At 63.2% G+C, this 19,633-nt stretch carries 14 protein-coding genes; 6 read left to right on the forward strand and 8 right to left on the reverse strand.

Translation table 11 applies throughout. The features are described from left to right. Nucleotides 1-15: 15 nt before the first annotated feature. From rpsB to AC1DTQ_RS00540, 5 genes are all read right to left on the reverse strand, one after another. Nucleotides 16-882: a 30S ribosomal protein S2 gene (gene rpsB, locus AC1DTQ_RS00520; protein ID WP_477847133.1), complete on the reverse strand. Its 867-nt coding sequence runs from the start codon at nt 880-882 to the stop codon at nt 16-18. A 319-nt stretch (nt 883-1,201) separates the two neighbouring features. After that, entirely contained in the window at nt 1,202-2,221 is a 1,020-nt protein-coding gene (locus tag AC1DTQ_RS00525; protein WP_477847135.1) for a Csu type fimbrial protein, read from the reverse strand. Next, complete coding sequence (locus tag AC1DTQ_RS00530) at nt 2,218-4,557, reverse strand: fimbria/pilus outer membrane usher protein (RefSeq protein WP_477847137.1); 2,340 nt, start codon at nt 4,555-4,557, stop codon at nt 2,218-2,220. The genes AC1DTQ_RS00525 and AC1DTQ_RS00530 overlap by 4 nt, the downstream gene beginning before the upstream one ends. A gap of 40 nt (nt 4,558-4,597) precedes the next feature. Next, nucleotides 4,598-5,347, reverse strand: coding sequence for a fimbrial biogenesis chaperone (locus AC1DTQ_RS00535; protein ID WP_477848334.1), 750 nt, complete (start codon nt 5,345-5,347; stop codon nt 4,598-4,600). An 11-nt stretch (nt 5,348-5,358) separates the two neighbouring features. Next, a complete protein-coding gene (locus AC1DTQ_RS00540; RefSeq protein ID WP_477847139.1) occupies nt 5,359-5,886 on the reverse strand; it encodes a Csu type fimbrial protein in 528 nt (175 codons plus the stop codon). Nucleotides 5,887-6,229: 343 nt separating this feature from the next. On the opposite strand from AC1DTQ_RS00540, the gene map reads away from it, so the two are divergent. The 6 genes from map (at nt 6,230) to asnB (ending at nt 14,105) form a co-directional block, all read left to right on the forward strand. Continuing rightward, the gene (gene map / locus AC1DTQ_RS00545) at nt 6,230-7,024 is read left to right on the forward strand and encodes a type I methionyl aminopeptidase (RefSeq protein ID WP_477847141.1); all 795 of its coding nucleotides are present in this window, start codon (nt 6,230-6,232) and stop codon (nt 7,022-7,024) included. Next, the gene (gene glnD / locus AC1DTQ_RS00550; protein ID WP_477847143.1) at nt 7,021-9,645 is read left to right on the forward strand and encodes a [protein-PII] uridylyltransferase; all 2,625 of its coding nucleotides are present in this window, start codon (nt 7,021-7,023) and stop codon (nt 9,643-9,645) included. Before map ends, glnD begins: the two co-directional genes overlap by 4 nt. 20 nt (nt 9,646-9,665) lie before the next feature. Further along, entirely contained in the window at nt 9,666-10,517 is an 852-nt protein-coding gene (gene dapD, locus AC1DTQ_RS00555) for a 2,3,4,5-tetrahydropyridine-2,6-dicarboxylate N-succinyltransferase (protein WP_477847145.1), read from the forward strand. Nucleotides 10,518-10,674: 157 nt separating this feature from the next. Continuing rightward, entirely contained in the window at nt 10,675-11,037 is a 363-nt protein-coding gene (locus AC1DTQ_RS00560; RefSeq protein WP_477847147.1) for an arsenate reductase, read from the forward strand. Next, a complete protein-coding gene (dapE, locus tag AC1DTQ_RS00565) occupies nt 11,034-12,164 on the forward strand; it encodes a succinyl-diaminopimelate desuccinylase (RefSeq protein ID WP_477847149.1) in 1,131 nt (376 codons plus the stop codon). Before AC1DTQ_RS00560 ends, dapE begins: the two co-directional genes overlap by 4 nt. Before the next feature lie 252 nt (nt 12,165-12,416). Next, entirely contained in the window at nt 12,417-14,105 is a 1,689-nt protein-coding gene (gene asnB, locus AC1DTQ_RS00570; protein ID WP_477847151.1) for an asparagine synthase B, read from the forward strand. 44 nt (nt 14,106-14,149) lie between these two features. On the opposite strand, the gene AC1DTQ_RS00575 is transcribed toward asnB, so the two are convergent. The 3 genes from AC1DTQ_RS00575 to parC form a co-directional block, all read right to left on the reverse strand. Beyond that, the gene (locus AC1DTQ_RS00575; RefSeq protein WP_477847153.1) at nt 14,150-16,564 is read right to left on the reverse strand and encodes a penicillin acylase family protein; all 2,415 of its coding nucleotides are present in this window, start codon (nt 16,562-16,564) and stop codon (nt 14,150-14,152) included. 67 nt (nt 16,565-16,631) lie between these two features. After that, nucleotides 16,632-17,291 (reverse strand): thiopurine S-methyltransferase, encoded by a 660-nt coding sequence (locus AC1DTQ_RS00580; RefSeq protein ID WP_477847155.1) that lies wholly within the window; start codon nt 17,289-17,291, stop codon nt 16,632-16,634. Nucleotides 17,292-17,333: 42 nt separating this feature from the next. Further along, entirely contained in the window at nt 17,334-19,577 is a 2,244-nt protein-coding gene (gene parC / locus AC1DTQ_RS00585) for a DNA topoisomerase IV subunit A (protein WP_477847157.1), read from the reverse strand. Between the last annotated feature and the right edge of the window lie 56 nt (nt 19,578-19,633).

Genomic DNA, 19,633 nt, shown 5'->3' on the forward strand with positions numbered 1-19,633 from the left:
TGCATTGCGCCGTGATTACTCGGCGGCTTCTTTGTCGGTCGCTTCGTTCTCGGCGACTTCTGCCTCGGCGCGGGCCAGACCTTCGGCGGCGGGAGCTGCCTTCTTGGCCGGCGCGCGGCCGCGCGGACCCTTGTTGGCCGGCTTGCCATCGGCGCCCAGCTCGACGAACTCTTCTTCGCGCACGGAGGCGGAATTGGGAGCGGCGGCCTTGCCTTCCAGCACGGCGTCGGCAGCGGCGCGAGCGTACAGCTGCACGGCGCGGATGGCGTCGTCGTTGCCCGGGATCGGGTAGTCGACCAGGGCCGGATCGTAGTTGCTGTCGACCACGGCGATCACCGGGATGCCGAGCTTCTTGGCTTCCTTAATGGCGATGTCTTCATGGCCGATGTCGATCACGAACAGCGCATCGGGCAGGCGATTCATATCCTTGATGCCGCCCAGCGATGCGAACAGCTTCTCGCGCTCGCGGCGCAGGCCCAGCACTTCGTGCTTGACCAGCTTGTCGAAGGTGCCGTCGGTTTCGCCGGCTTCCAGTTCCTTCAGGCGCGCCACCGACTTCTTCACCGTGGCGAAGTTGGTCAGGGTGCCGCCCAGCCAGCGCTGGGTCATGTACGGCTGGCCGCTACGGATGGCTTCTTCCTTCATCGGCTCGCGCGCACTGCGCTTGGTGCCGAGGAACAAGACGATACCGCGCCTCTGGGCGATGCCCGAGATGAAGTTCATCGCGTCGGCGAACAGCGGAACGGTCTTCTCGAGGTTGATGATGTGGATCTTGCCGCGGGCGCCGAAGATGTACGGAGCCATCTTGGGGTTCCAATAGCGGGTCTGGTGGCCGAAATGGACGCCGGCTTCCAGCATCTGGCGCATGGTGACTTGGGGCATTGCGATAACTCCTGATAAGGAACCGGCCGCCGGTTTTGGGTAATGGCGGGCTGCCTGTGAGGGCAAATGGTTCCGGGGTTGGGCCTCCCTGCGGCTTCCGTGTCCGAACCCCTTGATTCCAAAGGAATCTTGAGGCACCCCGGCACGGGCTGTGGCAGCAGGTGTGTATTTGCCGGTGTCGCCCGGCATGGGCGGTCTTGCGGGTCGGGCCCGACAAAGCCGCGGAATTATAGCCTGCGGGCGTGTTTGGCCGCAAACGCAGGAAATAGGGCTTGGCAGCCGTGCTTCCTAGGCGTCCGAAGCGGCGGGCTCAGTACCCTCAGTAGGTCACGGTGACGGTAATGATGTCGCTGTAGCTGCCGGACGGCACCGTCTGCGGGGCCGGTACGCGCCCGTAGACCGTCAGCGATTGCGCTGTGCCGGTTCCGGTGCCCGGGATGGTGTCGGTATTGATCGTATTGCCCCAACGGATGGTGCGTCCTGGATTGGTATAGAGCTCGTAGGCGACGTAGTTGCTGGTCGCCCCGAGCCGCATGCGCCGGACGTTGCCGCTCGGGTTCTGGCCATTGTTGAGGCCGACATTCCAGGCAGTACGCCCGGTGCAAGTCATGCCGATCGTCGAGATTTGATCGGTATTGGTAGTGATCAGACCGGGAATGCTGCCGAAATCCAGGTCGGTGGTGGTATAGGCGCGGCAATTCGAGGGCACTGTGGCCGACGCGGTGAATGGAAACGTGCTCGCGACGCCGACGCTACCGCCCGAGGCGCAGGAGGCCGGATAGGTAGCAGGGGAAAGTGTGTTTTCGTCGTATCGGTATTCGATCGATGTGTGGATGCCGGAAAACACGTTGCTATAGATGCCTGCGACAAAAATCTGGCTGGGAACCCGACCGTAGATCGTGAACGTTTGCATTTGGCTACCACCCAGCACCGGCACCGAATAGTCGAAGTCGCTGAGCAGGGGATTCGGTACGGTCGGGCTACCGCGAAATCCCCAGATCTGACTCCGCGCCGCATCGGTGTACAACTGGAACTGCAGGGAATCGCTGGTGGCGTTGAGCATCCTGCGCGGGGTGAAGTTGCCACCGCCGCTGAGTCCGTCGCGGATGTTCAGGCACATTCTGACTTTGGCGTTGCCCAGCACGATCAAGCCGCCCGTGGTGCAGGTCACGGTGAAGGTGGCGGAGACATCCGTCGTGCCGGTGACCGATACGGTGCCGAAGGCGACATTGGGCGCGGTCGCAGTGCAGGTCGTCGTCGCCTTCGCGGTTGAGATGCACGCCGCGCATGCAGCCAACAGCAAGACCAGCAGCAACAGGCGGGCGCAAAGCTGGCTCATGGCGACGACTCCTTGATGCAGATCAACGGCCCGATGCGCGGAATGTTATTACTGATGGCGGGGTAATCGAAGCTTGAGACGCAGACGCCTTCCGGCATCCGCACGCGCAGCACGTTATGCGTGTCTAGCGCGTCCAGATAAATTTCGCCGTCATAGCCGATCGAACTTGCAGCATCGCTCGCGCCATTTACACCGACGCTGCTGCCGAGCGGCAGCGGCTCGCCGGAAGTGTCGTGCAGCACCACCGTCGCCGCATGCACCGGAGTGATGCCAAAACGTACCCGGGTACCGGAGCGTTGACGGGGTGTCGCCAGCAACTCGACCTGATCGATACGCATGTTCACGGGCAGGTCCATCGGATCGATCGACAGCTTGTTGCGCTGCCAGGACTGCAGCGGCGTGACCAGCAGCATGCCACGGGCGTCGGTGTAGCCGATTGGGCGGTTTTCCAGTTGCACCGGCACTCCTGCGATCCCGTCGGTAGACACTACCGCGAAGGCGTCGCCGATATTGCGCGCGGCGAACGGATGTCCGCCCATCCAGACCAGACTGCCGCTGGCGCTGGCATAGCCGTAACTCTCACTGCCGTAGCTCGCAACGCCCGCACCATAGCGGCCCGCATTATTGAACCAGCCCACTTCGGCTAGACCGCCGGCTCCGTCATCGCCGTCGCGCACCTGAAGGCGCCAGCCGTACCCGCCACGATCGCCGTCGCCGGGAACAGGACGTGAGATATCCACGGTGCCATTGTCTCGGTCGCCGTTGCGTTGCAGGGAAGTATTGAGTTGCCGGTCGCCGTCCAACGCCACCGCGACGCTCAAATACAGACTGCGGTCGCTGCGGCGGTCCGGATTTTGGTTGAACGACAAATTGGCCGACCAACCGCTGGCGAAGCTTTGCGACCAATAAGCGCCGACATAGCGGCTCATCTCGGTTTCCGGGTACTGCAGTCGGAGGTAGCTCAGGCTGAGGTTGCCCAATCGACGCAGGGTTATGCCTGCCAAACCGCGCTCGCTGATGCGTGCCGGCAAGGGTCCATACAGCGATGCGATGTCCCGATACTCATCGCTGGTCCGCTGGCTGTCGATCGAGAAGTTGAAACGACCGCTATTCCAGTTGTAGCCAATGGCTGTCTGTGATCCGCGCAGGCCGTCGAGCGTGCTACGCGCGTGAGCGGCGCTGACGACCCCGGCGCGCCCTAATATCCACAAACCGCCGGCGCCGGCATTGACCAATCCGCCGCCGCCTTCGGCGTGGGTTTCCAAGGTGAATCGGTCGCTGACGCCGTAACGTAGATTGCCGCTGGCGACCGGATCGTTGGCGTACGAAAAAGAACGCAGGCCATAGTCTTCACGGACCATGCCGGCGCTCAACGACCAGTCCGACAGGCCCTTGGCCAGCAGTTGCTGGGTGGCGTAGAAAGGAAAGTTCAAGGTGCGGACACGGCCGAACGCGTCGGTAACGACAATCTGCGCATTACCCATGCCGCTGACGCCCGGCACAGTGGCCAACTGGAAGGGTCCGGCCGGAACTTCGCCGCTGTATTGCCTGATGCCATTCACATACAGATCAACCGCCGAAGGTACGGCTACTTCGCCCAGAAACGCAGGCAGCGGTGTGGTGATCCGGTAGGGCTGCAAGCTGAAGTTTCGTCCGATCTGAACGCCGCCCAAGCGTACCGCGCGGGTCCAGTTGAGGAATCCGCTGAAGGTGTCGCCGACGGTAAGGCTTGTCGCCGATTCTGGGAACGATAACTGCCAGTTACTGTCGAGCCGCACGGTTTCTCCGCGCCAGCCATCATCGTGGCCATTGCCGTCATCGATGCGGTAGGCGCGCGTCACCGCCGTGTTGCTGAAGACGCCCGCGCCGATGCCGAAAATACGCAACTCCGCCGTCGCCGTGAGGTTGCTCGCATTGCTCTGGTGGCTGGCGTAGAGATCGTAATTCAGCAACGCCCCGGGAGAAGCGCTGGCTCGTGTGCTGGCGCGCATCGGGGCGTTCAGCATCGTGGTTTCCAGCGCCAGCAGCGACAGCGGCGCGTCCAGGCTAACCCGCTGCAACGCGGCGTCGTAGCGAACCACCAATCCGGGCAGACTTTCCAGCGAAACGATTTCTTCGGGATTCCGTGCGGGGAGGGCGAAGCCCAACTGCCGCAAGGTTTCCACGCTGGCCAGCAGTTTCCCATCACGCAGCAGGAAACGCGCCAGGCGACCGGATCCAGTCTGGTTCAAGGTGACTTCTAGATAGAGCTCCTGGCCATCGGCGGTATCCGCAGAAGGCGCGGCTTCGGCAAGTAGGGCAAGCTCTTGGTCGGCGGCCACGGCTTCGGCTGCCATCGTAGCGCCTGCCACAAGGATGGTCGCCAAGAACAAGGCGTCAGTGCGCACCTGGAACCAGTGGCAACGACTGTTCGACAGGCCTACTGTTTATCCTCGCCTTGAAGGCGCCGCCCGCGAAGCGAGAAACGGGTGATTTCAGCGACCAGCGCATACGCTGCCCGGGGAGGACATAACCGACAAGTCCTGGAATGACGACGTCCTGCTTGTCGGAGGCCTCGGTAAAGACCAGATCCGCGATCTGCGCATGCTCGCTGCCATTGTTTTCGATTTCGATCGCGGCTAAGCCGTCTTCCCCTTCGACCAATCGCGTGCGCAGCGCGGGTGCGATGGGTGTCGTCGTTTCCGGCAAAATGAAAACAGGTACCGAATAGCGCAGGACGAACTGTAGTCCCTGTTGTTCCTTATTGGGCGCGGGCAGTTCGTCGACGATCACCCGATAGCTCGTTTCCGAGGCCGGAGGAATAGGCTTCGTGCGTACCAGACGCACCAGTTGGCGTTCGCCGGCAGGGAGGGTCTGCATGGGAGGACTGATCACCAGATCGCGTGTCGGCTCCAGCAGCTCCTTGCCGTTCGCCTGGGTCCAGCGGAATACGCGCAGTTGTACCTGTACCGGAGCATCGCCGCTGTTGCTCAGCCACAGGCCATCGGCGTTCTGCTGCGCCTGCAAGGTCAATGAAGTGGGTGCGACCTGGAGGCTGGCGGCGCCGGCCGGGCTCGCGGACGCCAGAAGCGTGGCAAAAAAAATCGCAGCCCGACAACGATCACCTGGGCTGCGATGCTTAGTCATGCTGTATCCGCTCAATAGGTAATGGTGGCGGTGACAGTATCAAGGTATGAGCCGGCGCCAGCGCTGTTGGCGCTGGGGTCCGCCACACGGCCGTAGACCGGGTATGGCTGGTTCAGGCCGGTGCCTGTGCCGGCAAGGGTATTGGTGCCGGTAGTGCTGCCCCATATCAGCGAGCGGCCGGCATCGCGATACAACTGGTAGGCGACGAAATTGTTGGTCAGTACGGCGGCGTCGATGTTCTTCATGCGGCGGGTGGTGACGTCGTTCGCGGTGCCGGCATTGACGCCCGCGTTGAGGGCGATGGTGTAAGGCGTCAGCGGGGTGCAATTGGCGGTCACACTGCCTTGCGCATCCGTATTGGCGGTGGCGGTGGAAGCCACCGATCCGAAATCGACGTCGGTCGCGGCCGCGGCCGTGATCGTGCAGGCTTTGAGGATGATGATCTTGACGTTGAAAGTAGTGGTGTCGGCAGCGAAAGCCGGGGTTACGCCAGCGGCGACCAGGGCGGAGGTAAGCAGGGCGGATTTGAGGAAGTTCATTGGGTTTGTAACTCCGGCAAGTTATCGAGCGATTGGTGAAAACGCCGGCTCGGTTGCCGGATAAGGGGTAATAAGCAGAATGCGTGCCAACTTCTGCAAGACGCCTGACCCAATCAAAGTGCGATCCTACTTGTACTGCCATCGCGGGCCAGCCAGCGGTGATTCACGTCTGAAATTGCGGTTCGGACAGATAAAATCTGCAGGATTTGTCACTATTTGACTAAGTCCCAGTCATTTTCGCCCCGCGTGGTCGGACTCGCTTCGGCCACTTCGTGCCGCCGGTTCTCCGCCCGGCGATCCGTGCCCCATTCAGGCATGCGGTGAAATCGGCGATAATCCAGACATGGCCATTACCCTCAAAACCCCCGAAGACATCGAGCACATGCGCGTCGCCGGCCGTCTGGCCGCCGAAGTGCTCCAGGTTGTCGCCCCGTACGTGAAACCTGGCGTGACCACCGCCGAACTGGACCGGGTCTGCCACGACCATATCGTCAACGTACAGCACGCCATTCCGGCCAATGTCGGCTACGGCGGCGGCCACGGACGCATCCCATTCCCGTTCACGGTCTGCACCTCGGTCAATAACGTCATCTGCCATGGCATGCCCAGCGAGGGCAAAGTCCTGAAGGATGGCGATACCGTCAACATCGATGTCACCGTGATCAAGGACGGCTGGCATGGCGACACCAGCCGCATGTACTACGTGGGTACCCCTTCGGTCATGGCCAAACGGTTGGTGGAAACCACCCGCGAAGCCATGTTCCGCGGCATACGCACGGTCAAGCCCGGTGCCACGCTTGGGGATGTCGGGCACGCCATCCAGGAATACGCCGAATCGCAGCGCTTCAGCGTGGTGCGCGAGTATTGCGGTCACGGCATCGGTAAGGTCTACCACGACGAACCGCAGGTGCTGCACTATGGCCGGCCCGGCGATGGCGTGGTGCTCAAGCCCGGCATGACCTTCACCATCGAGCCGATGATCAACGAGGGCACGCGCTACACGCGGCTGTTGCCCGACGGCTGGACCGTGGTCACCAAAGATCGCAAGCTCTCCGCGCAATGGGAACACACCGTGGCGGTGACCGAGGACGGCGTGGAGATACTGACCCGGGTACCGGGCGACGACAACGATCTGTGAGCACCACGGCTACCGCGAAAGAGACTGGGACGCGGCCGCCGGATAGCGAAAGCGATGTCGCGTGGTCGGCGCGCGCGCGCGCAACGCTGAACGCTTCAGATGCCAAACTTGCGAAGCGTTTTGATCAGGGCGACGAGGTCGACCGCCTGGTCGCGTTGCGCGCAAGGGCAGCCGATCATCTTCTGAAGGAAGCCTGGACGCGTTGTATCCCCGCTGACGTACCGCTGGCCTTGTTCGCAGTCGGCGGCTACGGACGCGGCGAGCTCTTTCCGCAATCCGATATCGATCTATTGGTACTTGCCGATACCGAAGCCCAGCAAGCGCAGCACGCTTCGCTGTCCCGTTTCTTCGCGATGCTTTGGGATGCCGGTTTGCCGGTCAGCCATGCGGTACGTTCGCTCGCTCAGTGCACCGAAGCCGCTTCCGACCAAACCGTACTCACCGCACTGATCGAATGGCGTGCGCTATGCGCCGATGCAGCGGCGCAGGCGACGCTGGCGGCGGCGATTTCCCCGCAGCAGGTGTGGCCGCCGCGCGATTTCTTCGTAGCCAAGCGCGAAGAGCAGCGCATGCGCCACGCGCGCTTCGGCGACACCTCGGAGAACCTCGAGCCCAACATCAAGGACGGTCCGGGCGGCTTGCGCGATCTGCACACCTTGGGCTGGATGGCGCTGCGCACTTTTGGCGTGCGCGAACTGGAGCCGCTGATCGGCCTGAGTCATGTCGGTCCCGACGAAGCCGCCGCGCTGGCACGCGAACGCCGCGCGCTCGGACGCCTGCGCTACGGCCTGCATCTGGTTGCAGGTCGCCCGGAAGAGCGCCTGCGCTTCGACTACCAGAAGACCCTGGCCGAACGCCTGGGTTTCGCCGACGACGAGGAAACCTTGGGCGTCGAGAAGATGATGCAGGGTTTCTACCGCAGCGCGGCCATCGTGCGTCGCGTCAGCGACCGCCTGCTGCAGCGATTCGAAGAACAGTTCGACGGCGAAGCGCTGCCCGAGCCGCTGGACGATTTTTTTGCGTTGCGCCGCGGTTATCTGGCCGCCCGCGATCCGGCCTGGCCGCAGGCCGACATCTCCCAGGTATTCGCGCTCTTCGCCATGTGGGCGGCGCATCCGGAAGTAAGAGGACTACACTCGCGCACTGCCCGCGCGTTGGCGGAATCGCTGACCCGGTTGCCTGCGTTCGAAGTCGCCACCGCTGCCCAGTGCGCCGATTTCATGGCTTTGCTGCGCGCGCCGCGCGCAGTCGAAACGCTGACCCGCATGGCGCGGCTCGGGGTGCTCGGACAATGGATCCCGGCCTTCGCGCGAGTGTCGGGACGCATGCAGTTCGACCTGTTCCACGTCTACACGGTCGATCAGCACACGCTGATGGTGCTGCGTAATATCGCCGCGTTCTCGTCGGGCCGCGCCGACGAGCGTTTCTCCATTGCCCATGAAGTCTGGCCTCGGTTGCGCAAACCGGAGCTGTTGCTGCTCGCCGGTCTTTTCCACGATATCGCCAAGGGCCGTGGCGGCGACCACTCCGAACTCGGTGCCGTCGATGCGCGCGAATTCTGCGCGGCGCACCGGATCAGCGAAGGCGACACCTCGCTGATCGCCTGGCTGGTGGAACAGCATCTGCGCATGTCGATCACCGCGCAGAAGCAGGACATCTCCGACGCGGAGGTGATCCACCGTTTCGCCACGCTGGTTGGAGACCGCGAACGCCTGGACTATCTGTATCTGCTGACCTGCGCCGATATCGCCGGCACCAGCCCAAAATTGTGGAATGCGTGGAAGGACCGATTGCTCGCCGACCTGTACTTCGCCACGCGCCGGGTATTGCGCGAAGGGCTCGAACAACCGGTAGCGGCCGATGCACGGATGGAAGAGGCGCGCGAATCGGCACGTGCGCTGATGGCGGTGCAGGGTTTCGACGCGGCTACTGCGGACGCTTTGTTCGCGATCATGCCGGAGGAAGGCTTCCTGCGTTTCCGTCCCGAACAGATCGCTTGGCAGGCCAGCGCGCTTCGCAACGTGGCTCCCGGCGAAACCCGGGTGCGTGCGCGCCGTATCGCCGACGACGGCAACGCGCTGGAAGTCTTCGTGCATTCGCCGGATCGCAGCGGTTTGTTCGCGGCCATCCTGGCGACGCTGGATCGCATGGGTTTCGGCATCCATCAGGCGCGCGTACTCGACGGTCCGCATGGCACCATCTTCGATACTTTCGAAGTGCTGCCTGCGGACAGCTACGCCAGTTCTGATCCGGCGGAGGTCGAAGCCGGCCTCGGCAACGCGCTGGACGGTCCGCTGGAAAAGGTGCGTACTTCTCGCCGCGCGGTGCCGCGACAGCTCAAGCATTTCCGCTTCGCTCCGAAGATCGAGTTCGGAGCCACGCCCGATGGGCGTCGCACTTTGCTGAGTCTGGTAGCGCCCGATCGTCCTGGTCTGCTCTCGGATGTGGCCCAGGTGCTACGCGCGCAGCGACTCAACGTGCACGACGCGCGTATCGCCACTTTCGGCGAGCGGGCCGAGGACTTGTTCCAGATCACCGACGCGAATGGCGAGCCGCTCGACGACCAGACCCAGCAGGCCCTGCGCGATGCGTTGCGCGCCAGCTTCGAAAACCTACCTTGATCGAGAAAGACAGGAAGCAGATGACCAAGCAGATCCATGACGACGCAACACTGAGAACTCTCATCGACGACGCGTTCGAACGTCGCGCCGATCTGGCCGCGGGCGAGATCGAAACCTCCGTGAAGCCAGCGGTGGAGCAGGTGATCGGCGGCCTGGAGTCAGGCGTTTTCCGCGTCGCCGAGCCGGGCGACGGCGGCAAATGGAAGGTCAACGAGTGGCTGAAGAAAGCGGTGCTGCTGTACTTCCGCGTCAACGACATGGCGGTGATCGACGCGCAGCCGGCGCCGTTCTGGGACAAGGTTGAGTCTCGCTTCGCCGGCTACGATGCGGCTCGTTTTCGCGATGCGGGCGTACGGGTCGTACCGGGCGCGGTGGCCCGACGCGGGACGTTCATCGGCAAGGACGTGGTGCTGATGCCGAGCTTCGTCAACATTGGCGCGCACGTCGGCGAGGGCACCATGGTCGATACCTGGGCCACCGTGGGTTCGTGCGCGCAGATCGGCAAGCACTGCCATTTGTCCGGCGGCGTCGGCATCGGCGGCGTGCTGGAACCCTTGCAGGCTTCCCCCACCATCATCGAGGATCACTGCTTCGTCGGTGCGCGTTCGGAAGTGGTGGAGGGCGTGGTTGTCGGCCATCACAGCGTGATCGGCATGGGTGTGTTCTTGGGCCAGTCGACGCGAATCTACAACCGCGCTACCCGTGAAGTCTCTTACGGCTATGTGCCGCCGGGGAGTGTGGTGGTGTCTGGATCGTTGCCGGCCGAGGACGGTTCGCATTCGCTGTACTGTGCGGTGATCGTTAAGCAAGTCGATGAGAGGACGCGTTCCAAGACTTCGATCAACGAGTTGCTGCGCGGGTTGGCGGACTAGGTTTTTCCCTTCTCCCATCGGGAGAAGGTGGCGCGGAGCGCCGGATGAGGGTACGGCGGAATCTGCAGCGCCTGAACCGACGAAGGCTCCACCGCACCCTCACCCAAGCCCCTCTCCCGATGGGAGAGGGGCTCGAATCAAGTACGGAAGAATTTCTATGGCGACGACGCTTTACGGCCTGAAAAACTGCGACACCTGCAAGAAAGCCACCAAGTGGCTGGATCGCTTCGGCGTGGCGTATTCGTTCGTCGACTACCGCGACGATAAGCGCACCCCGGAGACCCTGCTGGAATGGTCGAAGCAAGCTGGCGGCTGGGATGCGCTGATCAACAAATCCTCGACCACATGGCGTCAACTGCCCGAAAGCCGTAAGACGCCGGGGTCCGACGCTGAATGGAAGCTGTTGCTGCGGGAATACCCGCAGTTGATCCGCCGCCCCGTGGTAGTTACGGAGGATGGGACGATGACGCAAGGGTTCAGCGATAATGGTTTCAAGCAGCGCTTCGGTATCGGTAAATGACCGACGTTCTTGCGCTGACCAGCGAGTTGATCCGTCGAAGCTCGGTGACGCCGCGCGATGAGGGTTGCCAGGATCTGATCGCTGCGCGATTGCAGCTTGCCGGTTTCGCCTGCGAACGCCTGCGCTTTGGCGAAGTAGACAATCTGTGGGCCACCCATGGCAGCGGATCGCCAGTGCTCGTGCTGCTCGGCCACACCGACGTGGTGCCGTCTGGGCCGGTCGAGGATTGGGCCAGCGATCCGTTTCAGCCGACGATCCGCGATGGCGTGTTGTACGGTCGTGGCGCGGCGGACATGAAGGGCAGCGTGGCCGCCTTCGTGATCGCGCTGGAACAGTTCGCCGCCGCCCATCCCGACCACGCAGGCACGGTGGCCTTGTTGCTGACTTCCGACGAGGAGGGCGACGCCATCGATGGTGTTCGCCGTGTGGCTGAGGCTTTTCGCGAGCGCAAGCAGGTCATCGACTGGTGCATTACCGGCGAGCCGTCCTCCACTCGTAAACTCGGCGATCTGTTGCGCGTGGGCAGGCGTGGCACCCTTTCCGCAACGCTGACGGTGAAAGGCGTGCAAGGCCACGTCGCTTACCCGGACAAGGCGCGCAATCCCATCCACCAGGCATTGCCCGCGCTGGCGGAACTCGCCGCGCGCCGCTGGGACGATGGCTACGAAACCTTCCCGCCGACCAGTCTGCAGATTTCCAACTTCAATGCCGGCACCGGCGCCAACAACGTGATTCCGGGCGAAGCCAAGATCCTGTTCAACCTGCGCTACAACCCGAATTGGAATGCGGCGCAGCTGGAAACCGAGATCGGTGCCGTGCTCGACAAACATGGCCTTGAGTACGACATGCACTGGCACCGGGGCGGCGAACCTTTCTACACGCCCGAAGGCCGCCTGCGTGCCGTCGCGCGCGAGGTGTTAGGTGAGTTCGCGGGCGCCGCTCCGGAGGAAAGTACCGCCGGAGGCACTTCCGACGCGCGATTCATCGCGCCGCTGGGCGCCCAGTGCATCGAGGTCGGCCCGGTCAACGCCAGCATCCACAAGGTGGACGAGAACGTCTCCGTTGCCGATCTGGAGGCGTTGCCCGCGTTGTACCGGCAGCTGATCGAGCGATTGTTGCTGTCGTAACCAATCCAATCTAGAGCAAGACGCTTGCCAGCCACCCCTCAAACCGGTTAGTTTCGATCCATGCCTTGTTCCGCCGCTACCACCCGCACCAATTCCAACCGCCGCAATATTGCGCGGACGAATAATCGTGCGCGGCCAATGCGGGTCTGCGACTAGGCGAAGAGGAACAAGCCGAATCAACAGGAAACCCGCATCGTGAGATGCGGGTTTTTTACTTTCCACCTTTCAAAAACAGACCCCACGGAGTTCCACATGTGTTCCATCTTCGGTATTTTCGGCCTGCAATCGGGCGACGACCTGCAAGGCTTGCGACGGCAAGCCTTGGAACTTTCGCAACGCCAGCGCCATCGCGGTCCCGACTGGAGCGGCGTCTATACCGACGAAAGCGCGATCCTGGTGCACGAGCGCCTGGCCATCGTGGATCCGGCTGGCGGCTCGCAACCGCTGCGGTCGGCCGACGGCGAACTGGCATTGGCGGTGAACGGCGAGATCTACAACCATCGCGAACTGAAGAAGGAATTGGAGCAGCCGTACGAGTTCCTGACCGGTTCGGACTGCGAAGTCATCAATGCGCTGTATCGCGAGGACGAACCCGCATCCTTCCTCAACCGGCTCAATGGCATCTTCGCGTTCGCGTTGTGGGACAAGGTCGCGGGCCGCGCGCTGATCGCGCGCGACCCGATGGGCGTGTGTCCGCTGTACTGGGGCCACGATCGCGAAGGCCGTCTGTGCGTGGCTTCGGAGATGAAAGCGATCAGCGGCCTGTGCGCCGACGTGACGCAGTTCCCGCCGGGCCACTACTACGACAGCAAGACCGGCGAACTCACCCGTTACTACCTCAAGCCCTGGCGCGATTACGATGCGACGCAGGGCGTGGAAGTGTCGAAACAGGAGTTGCGAGAAGCTTTCGAGCGCGCCGTGCATCGTCAGCTGATGACCGATGTTCCCTATGGTGTGCTGTTGTCCGGCGGGTTGGATTCGTCGCTGGTAGCGGCGGTCGCGGCACGTTACGCACGCCATCGCATCGAGGAAGACGACAAGGCCGAAGCATGGTGGCCGCGCCTGCATTCCTTCGCCATCGGCTTGAAGGGTTCGCCGGACCTGGCGGCGGCGGAAGTCGCGGCGGCGGCTCTGGGCACCGTGCATCACGGCTTCGAATATACCTTCGAGGAAGGGCTGGATGCGTTGCCGGAAGTGATCCGCCATATCGAGACCTACGACGTCACCACCATCCGCGCGTCCACGCCGATGTACCTGCTGGCGCGGCGGATCAAGGCGATGGGCGTGAAAATGGTGCTGTCGGGCGAAGGTTCCGACGAGATCTTCGGCGGCTACCTGTACTTCCACAAGGCGCCGAACGCGCGCGAATTCCATGAAGAGCTGGTGCGCAAACTGGATGCGCTCTACAACTACGATTGCCTGCGCGCCAACAAGTCGATGATGGCTTGGGGCGTGGAGCCGCGGGTGCCGTTCCTGGACGTGGAATTCATGGACGTGGCGATGAGGATGGATGCGCAGGCGAAGATGGTCGACAAGAGCGGGGCCGGGACGCGGCGCATGGAGAAAGCGGTGTTGCGCGAGGCTTTCGAAGGCTATCTTCCGGACTCGATCCTATGGCGGCAGAAGGAGCAGTTCAGCGACGGCGTGGGCTACGGCTGGATCGATGGATTGAAGGCGCATGCCGAGGCGCAGGTCAGCGATCGCGAACTGGCCGCCGCGGCCAAGCGCTTTCCGATCAATTCGCCGTTAACCAAGGAGGCTTACTACTACCGCAGCTTGTTCGAGGAATTCTATCCCGGCCCTGCGGCGGCGGAGACGGTGCCAGGAGGCAAGTCGATCGCCTGTTCGTCGCCTGCGGCCATCGCATGGGATGCGAGCTTCGCCAGTGCTGCGGATCCTTCCGGCCGGGCGATTGCAGGGGTGCATAACGCGGCGCTGTGAGGCTTTCCTTCTCCCTTCGGGCGCCGGTGGGAGAAGGAACAGCGCTACGGCTTCAACCTCAGCGTGTACTCAGCCTTCCCCGGCAGGAACGGAGTCGGCCGTCCATGCACCCAGTCTTCATGCCCTGCGCCCCAGAACGGCGATAGCGGATTGCCGCTCTGGCCGCCCGGCATATGGATGATGCCGTCGGCTTCATGGCCGGGCGATACCACCATGCGCTCGCTGGCACCGAATGAGGGGCCTTGCACGCGCGGCATCGCGCCGTCGCCGTGCAGTGGGTCTGCGGGCATGCACAGCGTGGGCTTGAGCATCGCGGGCAAGGCGTTGGCCAGCGGATGGCAGATTTTCGCGGTGTTGCGTTCGCCCCAGGTGCGTTGTTCCAGCGGCCCTTGCGCGGACAGGTCGTCGTGGACCTGGCGTGCTGCGTCTTCCAGCAACGCCTCCCAACTGGTGAAGCGGCGCGACAACAGGTTAGCGGGGCGCTCGGTCAGCAAGGGCCAGACCACGCCCTCCAGCTGAGGCAGGTCGGGCATGATGAAATCTTCGCCAAGCGCGGCCTGTGCGGGGGCGGTCAAACCGTCGGCGATGCGGGCATGCACGGCCAGCCGCCAGGCACGGACTATGCGGTAACTGACCGAATCGGTGCTGGCGCGTCCTTCCCAGTGATCCGCAGCCTTGGCCAACGCGCCCAGTGCCGGGGTTTTGTCGCGTTCGCTCTCTTTTTGGAGCAAGGCCCACCAGCGCTGCAGGAACACCGCGCGGTCGTCCAACTGGATCGCCAGCAGATCTTTTTCAGAGAAGCGATCGCGGGAAAAAAGATCGTCGCGAATCTGCTTGGCCCGCGCGCCCAGTGCGTAGCCCCCATCGCCGGCAAGCTTCAAGCCCGCCTCGTCCATGGTGCGGTTGTTGGCGGTCCACAAGCGATTGGAAGGCGGGTCGATCAAGCGCGGGGAGGCCGCAGCGTCCGTCATCCATGGCGAGCAGGTGGCTGGCGCGCCGGCGACGCCGGCATCGGCTCGAGTGGCGGTAGTGGAAATGGGCATGCCGGGAAGGACGACATGCTGTTCGGGCGTTGTGGCCAGACAGCCAGGATCGCGTTTCGGGAATCCACCGATCACACGCCAGCCGATGTGGCCGCTGGAATCGGCCACGGTGAAATTCTGTGCGGGAATGCCCGAAGCGTCCGCGACGGAAAACGCACCGGCGATATTGCGGGCGACGGCGAGGTCGGTGAACGAAACCCGCAGCGACCCCGGCAACTGCGGTGTCCAGCGCAGCGCCAGAGCGGTGCCGTTTTTCGATTCGTGCAATATCGGACCCCAGGCCGTCTCGCGGACCACGAAATCGACAGGCGCCGCACCGGCGAGCTTGATGCTTTCGTGAAAATCCGTGCGCTCCATGCAGCCTTGTGTGCCCGCCCGGCACGCCGGCAGTTCGGCCCAATCGGCCCAGTCGCCGTAACTGTTGGTGAAACCCCAGGCAACATGGCCGTTGCTGCCGACCACGACTGCTGGGAAGCCGGGCAGCGTGAACCCAGAGATATCCACTTTGCCGCCGGACGCACGGGCGTCCGGATAACGCAAGCGTGCGCGGAACCAGATATTGGGCGCGCGCAGGCCGAGGTGCATGTCGTCGGCGACGATGGCGCGGCCATCGGCGGTCAGTGCGCCCGCCACGGCCCAGTTATTACTGCCCGGCGTACCTTTTTCGGCCAACGGAACCAGATCTTTGGTTGCCGGCATGGGCAGCTTGGTCAAATCGACGGCATCGGCGCCGGGCAGTACGGCATTGCCGCGCGAGTCGCCGAACAAAGGGGCATCCCATTCGGTGCCGTCATGGGTCAGCAACGCGTACAGCGCGGGCGGAACCGTGTTCTTTATTCTCCATAGCGCCAGCTCCCGTGTGTTCTGCGAATCCTGTAGGTCGAAGTACATCGCATAGGCGGTCAAGGCGGAATCGGCCAGCTCCCAGCGTCGCGGCTGCTGGCGCAGCAGCAGATACGGCCATGGTCTGACCGTCAGGCCGTCCAGGCCGGCATTCACGCCATCGGTATATGCCTGCAGTTGCGCACGCTTGTCGCCGGCGAAGTCGTCCAGGTTGGCCATCACCCGTGCACGCATGCGATGCACGCGGCGCTCCTTGTCCAGCTTCAGTGCAATGGGTCCGAACAACTCCGAAAGCTCGCCGGCCGAAGTGCGGCGCATCAGGTCCATCTCGAAATAGCGTTCCTGTGCGTGCACGTATCCCAATGCGCGCGCCATGTCGGTTTCGTTGGCGGCATCGATGGTGACCACGCCCAGCGCGTCGCGCTGGATGCTGACCGGTGCGGTCAGACCGGGGAGCGCAAGTTCGCCCTTGAGCTTCGGCAGGCTGCCGTGCAGCAACCACCAGCCGATGGCGAAGACGAGAACGACAAGCACGAGCAAGAGCAGAGCGATACGCTTCAGCCAACGGATCATGCGGTTTCCCCGGTATGCGTGGCCCCATTGTAGGAGCGGCACGTGTCACGACCAAGTACGCCGGTTATTACGGATTCCGCTCGAAGCGATAGGCCACGGTCGCCAGCCGGGTTACCCCCTCGGCGACGAATCCCGGTTGCGCAGCCAGGATGTCGCGGCGCTCAAGGAGTTCGATGCGCCAATGGCCGATATACAACGCCCGCACTTCTTCTTCATTGACCGAGAACGGCGGCCCCTCCTTTTCTTGCTGGGGATACTCCAGCGTGATCATCAGGCCGCGACACCCGGCCGGCAGGCGCGCGTAGAGTTCGCTGGCGTAGCGTCGCCTCAACTCGGGCGGCAATGCGATCAGCGCCGCTCGATCGAACACGCTCTCGCAATCGGAGAGCAGATCCGCATCGAGCGCGAAAGCATCGCCGCAGATGAGTTCCACTCCACCCGCGAGGTGATGCACGCCATAACGGGATTCGCGGAGCGTCGGCGTCAGTCCGTGTTCCTCGAAGAACTGCTCGACTGCGATCTGCGACAGCTCAACTCCCAATACTCGATGTCCTTGCGCGGCCAGCCACGACATATCCAGGGTCTTGCCGGCCAGAGGAACGAATACCCGACTTCTCGCAGGTAGCGCCAACGTCGGCCAGTATTCCCGCAGCAGCGGCGTCACTTCGTCCTGGTGGAAACCGATCCGGCCTTCCTGCCAGCGCTGCTGCCAGAAATCGTGCTCCATCACTCCACCTCCGTTCGCTCCTACGGAACTCCTGGATTGTCGTTACTCGACGGCCAGACCGTCTACCTTTTGCCAACCTCGCGGCAACAAACCGCCACGAGAAGCCCGCGCACCGACGTACTCGTCAAGATCCTTGAACGACAGTGTCATCGTGCGCTGTCCGCTCTTCACCAGCAGCGTGCCGCCCGGCGACACCGCCGCGACGGCGACCACGCGTTCGGTACCCAGCTTGGCTTTCGGTATCTCGATGATCTTGTTGCCTTTGCCTTTGTCGAGTTCCGGCAGATCCGATAGGGCGAAGGCGAGCAGATGCCCGGCACTGGTGACGGCGACGATGCGATCGGCCGATGGATTGGCGGTCTGCGCCGGCTGCAACACTCTTGCGCCAGTGGAAAGGTTCAGCATCACCTTGCCGGCCTTCTGGCGGCCGGTGAGATTCTCGAAGCGGGTGACGAAACCGTAACCGTGCGAGGAGGCCAGTACGAAACGCGAATCGTTGTCGCCCGTCGCCAAGGCCACGAACGAGGCGCCGGAAGCGGGCGAGAAGCGGCCTGTGAGCGGCTCGCCGTTGCCGCGCGCCGAGGGCAGCGTATGCGTGGCGGTGGAATAGCTGCGGCCTTCCGAGTCGAGGAAGGCCACCTGCTGCGTGCTGCGGCCGCGCACCGCGGCCATCAGACTGTCGCCATCGCGATAGGACATGCCGGCGGCATCCACATCATGGCCTTTGGCCGCGCGGATCCAGCCTTTCTCCGACAGCACCACGGTCATCGGTTCGCTGGCGACCAGTTCGGTCTCGTCCAGCGCCTGCGCCGCTTCGCGCGCGATCAGCGGAGAACGGCGCGCGTCGCCGAACTTCTTCGCGTCGGCCAGCAGTTCGTCCTTGATCAGCTTCTTCAGCTTGGCCTTGGAGGCGAGGGTGGACATCAGGCGGTCGCGTTCGGCGTCCAGTTCGTCCTGTTCGCCACGGATCTTCATTTCCTCCAGGCGCGCCAGTTGCTTCAGGCGCGTGTCGAGGATGTAGTCGGCCTGTTCCTCGCTCAACTGGAAGCGCGCGATCAAGGCAGCGCGGGGCTCGTCTTCGGTGCGGATGATGTGGATTACTTCATCCAAATTGAGGAAGGCGACCAGCAAGCCTTCCAACAGGTGCAGGCGGCGCTCGACCTTCTCCAGTCGGTGGTTGAGGCGACGAGTGACCGTATCGGTACGGAACACCAGCCACTCGGTGAGCAGGGTGCGCAGGTTCTTGACCTGCGGACGGCCGTCCAAACCGATGATGTTGAGATTGACGCGGTAGCTTTTCTCCAGATCGGTGGTGGCGAACAGGTGGCCCATCAGTTGTTCGGCATCGACCCGGTTGGAGCGGGTGATCAGATTCACGCGCACCGGATTGAGATGGTCGGATTCGTCGCGGATATCTTCTAGCCACGGCAGTTTCTTGGCGCGCATCTGCGCGGCGATCTGCTCGATCACCTTCGACGGCGATACCTGATAGGGCAGCGCGTTGATGACGATGTTCTGGCCTTCCTTGAGGAAGGTGGCGCGGGCGCGTACGCTGCCGTTGCCGGTCTCGTAGATCGCGCGCAGGTCGGCGACCGGGGTGATGATCTCGGCGCTGGTCGGATAGTCCGGACCGCGCACGTGTTCGCACAGGTCGGCGACCGTGGCTTGCGGGTCGTCTAGCAGACGGATGCAGGCGCTGACGATTTCGTTGAGGTTGTGCGGCGGCACATCGGTGGCCATGCCGACGGCGATGCCGGTAGTGCCGTTCAACAGCAAGTGCGGCAACCGCGCCGGCATCCAGGTCGGTTCCTGCAGGGTGCCGTCGAAGTTGGGCGTCCAGTCCACGGTGCCCTGGCCCAGTTCCCCCAACAGCACTTCGGCGATGGGGGTCAGTTTGGATTCGGTGTAGCGCATCGCCGCGAACGACTTGGGATCGTCAGGCGAGCCGAAGTTGCCCTGGCCCTCGATCAACGGATAGCGGTACGAGAAGGGCTGCGCCATCAGCACCAGCGCTTCGTAGCAGGCGCTGTCGCCGTGGGGATGGAACTTGCCGATCACATCGCCCACAGTGCGTGCGGATTTCTTGGGCTTGGCGGTGGCATTGAGGCCCAGCTCGCTCATGGCGTAGATGATGCGTCGTTGCACCGGCTTCAGGCCGTCGCCGATGAAAGGCAGGGCGCGGTCCAGGACCACATACATCGAATAGTCGAGATAGGCGCGTTCGGCGTATTCGCGCAGGGGGATCTGTTCGAAGCCGTGGAAGGTGGGGCGGATGGTTTCGGTCATTGTTCCGGTGCAATCGGTGAATCGTGACGATGATTCTACCCGTCGCGCCGCAGGCT

The sequence above is a fragment of the Pseudoxanthomonas sp. P4_B2 genome (assembly GCF_056402315.1).

Excerpts from the sequence above, each read along its gene's own strand:
- rpsB (WP_477847133.1), bottom strand. The coding sequence starts at position 882 with ATGCCCCAAGTCACCATGCGCCAGATGCTGGAAGCCGGCGTCCATTTC.
- AC1DTQ_RS00525 (WP_477847135.1), bottom strand. The coding sequence starts at position 2,221 with ATGAGCCAGCTTTGCGCCCGCCTGTTGCTGCTGGTCTTGCTGTTGGCT.
- AC1DTQ_RS00530 (WP_477847137.1), bottom strand. The coding sequence starts at position 4,557 with ATGGCAGCCGAAGCCGTGGCCGCCGACCAAGAGCTTGCCCTACTTGCC.
- AC1DTQ_RS00535 (WP_477848334.1), bottom strand. The coding sequence starts at position 5,347 with ATGACTAAGCATCGCAGCCCAGGTGATCGTTGTCGGGCTGCGATTTTT.
- AC1DTQ_RS00540 (WP_477847139.1), bottom strand. The coding sequence starts at position 5,886 with ATGAACTTCCTCAAATCCGCCCTGCTTACCTCCGCCCTGGTCGCCGCT.
- map (WP_477847141.1), top strand. The coding sequence starts at position 6,230 with ATGGCCATTACCCTCAAAACCCCCGAAGACATCGAGCACATGCGCGTC.
- dapD (WP_477847145.1), top strand. The coding sequence starts at position 9,666 with ATGACCAAGCAGATCCATGACGACGCAACACTGAGAACTCTCATCGAC.
- AC1DTQ_RS00560 (WP_477847147.1), top strand. The coding sequence starts at position 10,675 with ATGGCGACGACGCTTTACGGCCTGAAAAACTGCGACACCTGCAAGAAA.
- dapE (WP_477847149.1), top strand. The coding sequence starts at position 11,034 with ATGACCGACGTTCTTGCGCTGACCAGCGAGTTGATCCGTCGAAGCTCG.
- asnB (WP_477847151.1), top strand. The coding sequence starts at position 12,417 with ATGTGTTCCATCTTCGGTATTTTCGGCCTGCAATCGGGCGACGACCTG.
- AC1DTQ_RS00575 (WP_477847153.1), bottom strand. The coding sequence starts at position 16,564 with ATGATCCGTTGGCTGAAGCGTATCGCTCTGCTCTTGCTCGTGCTTGTC.
- AC1DTQ_RS00580 (WP_477847155.1), bottom strand. The coding sequence starts at position 17,291 with ATGGAGCACGATTTCTGGCAGCAGCGCTGGCAGGAAGGCCGGATCGGT.
- parC (WP_477847157.1), bottom strand. The coding sequence starts at position 19,577 with ATGACCGAAACCATCCGCCCCACCTTCCACGGCTTCGAACAGATCCCC.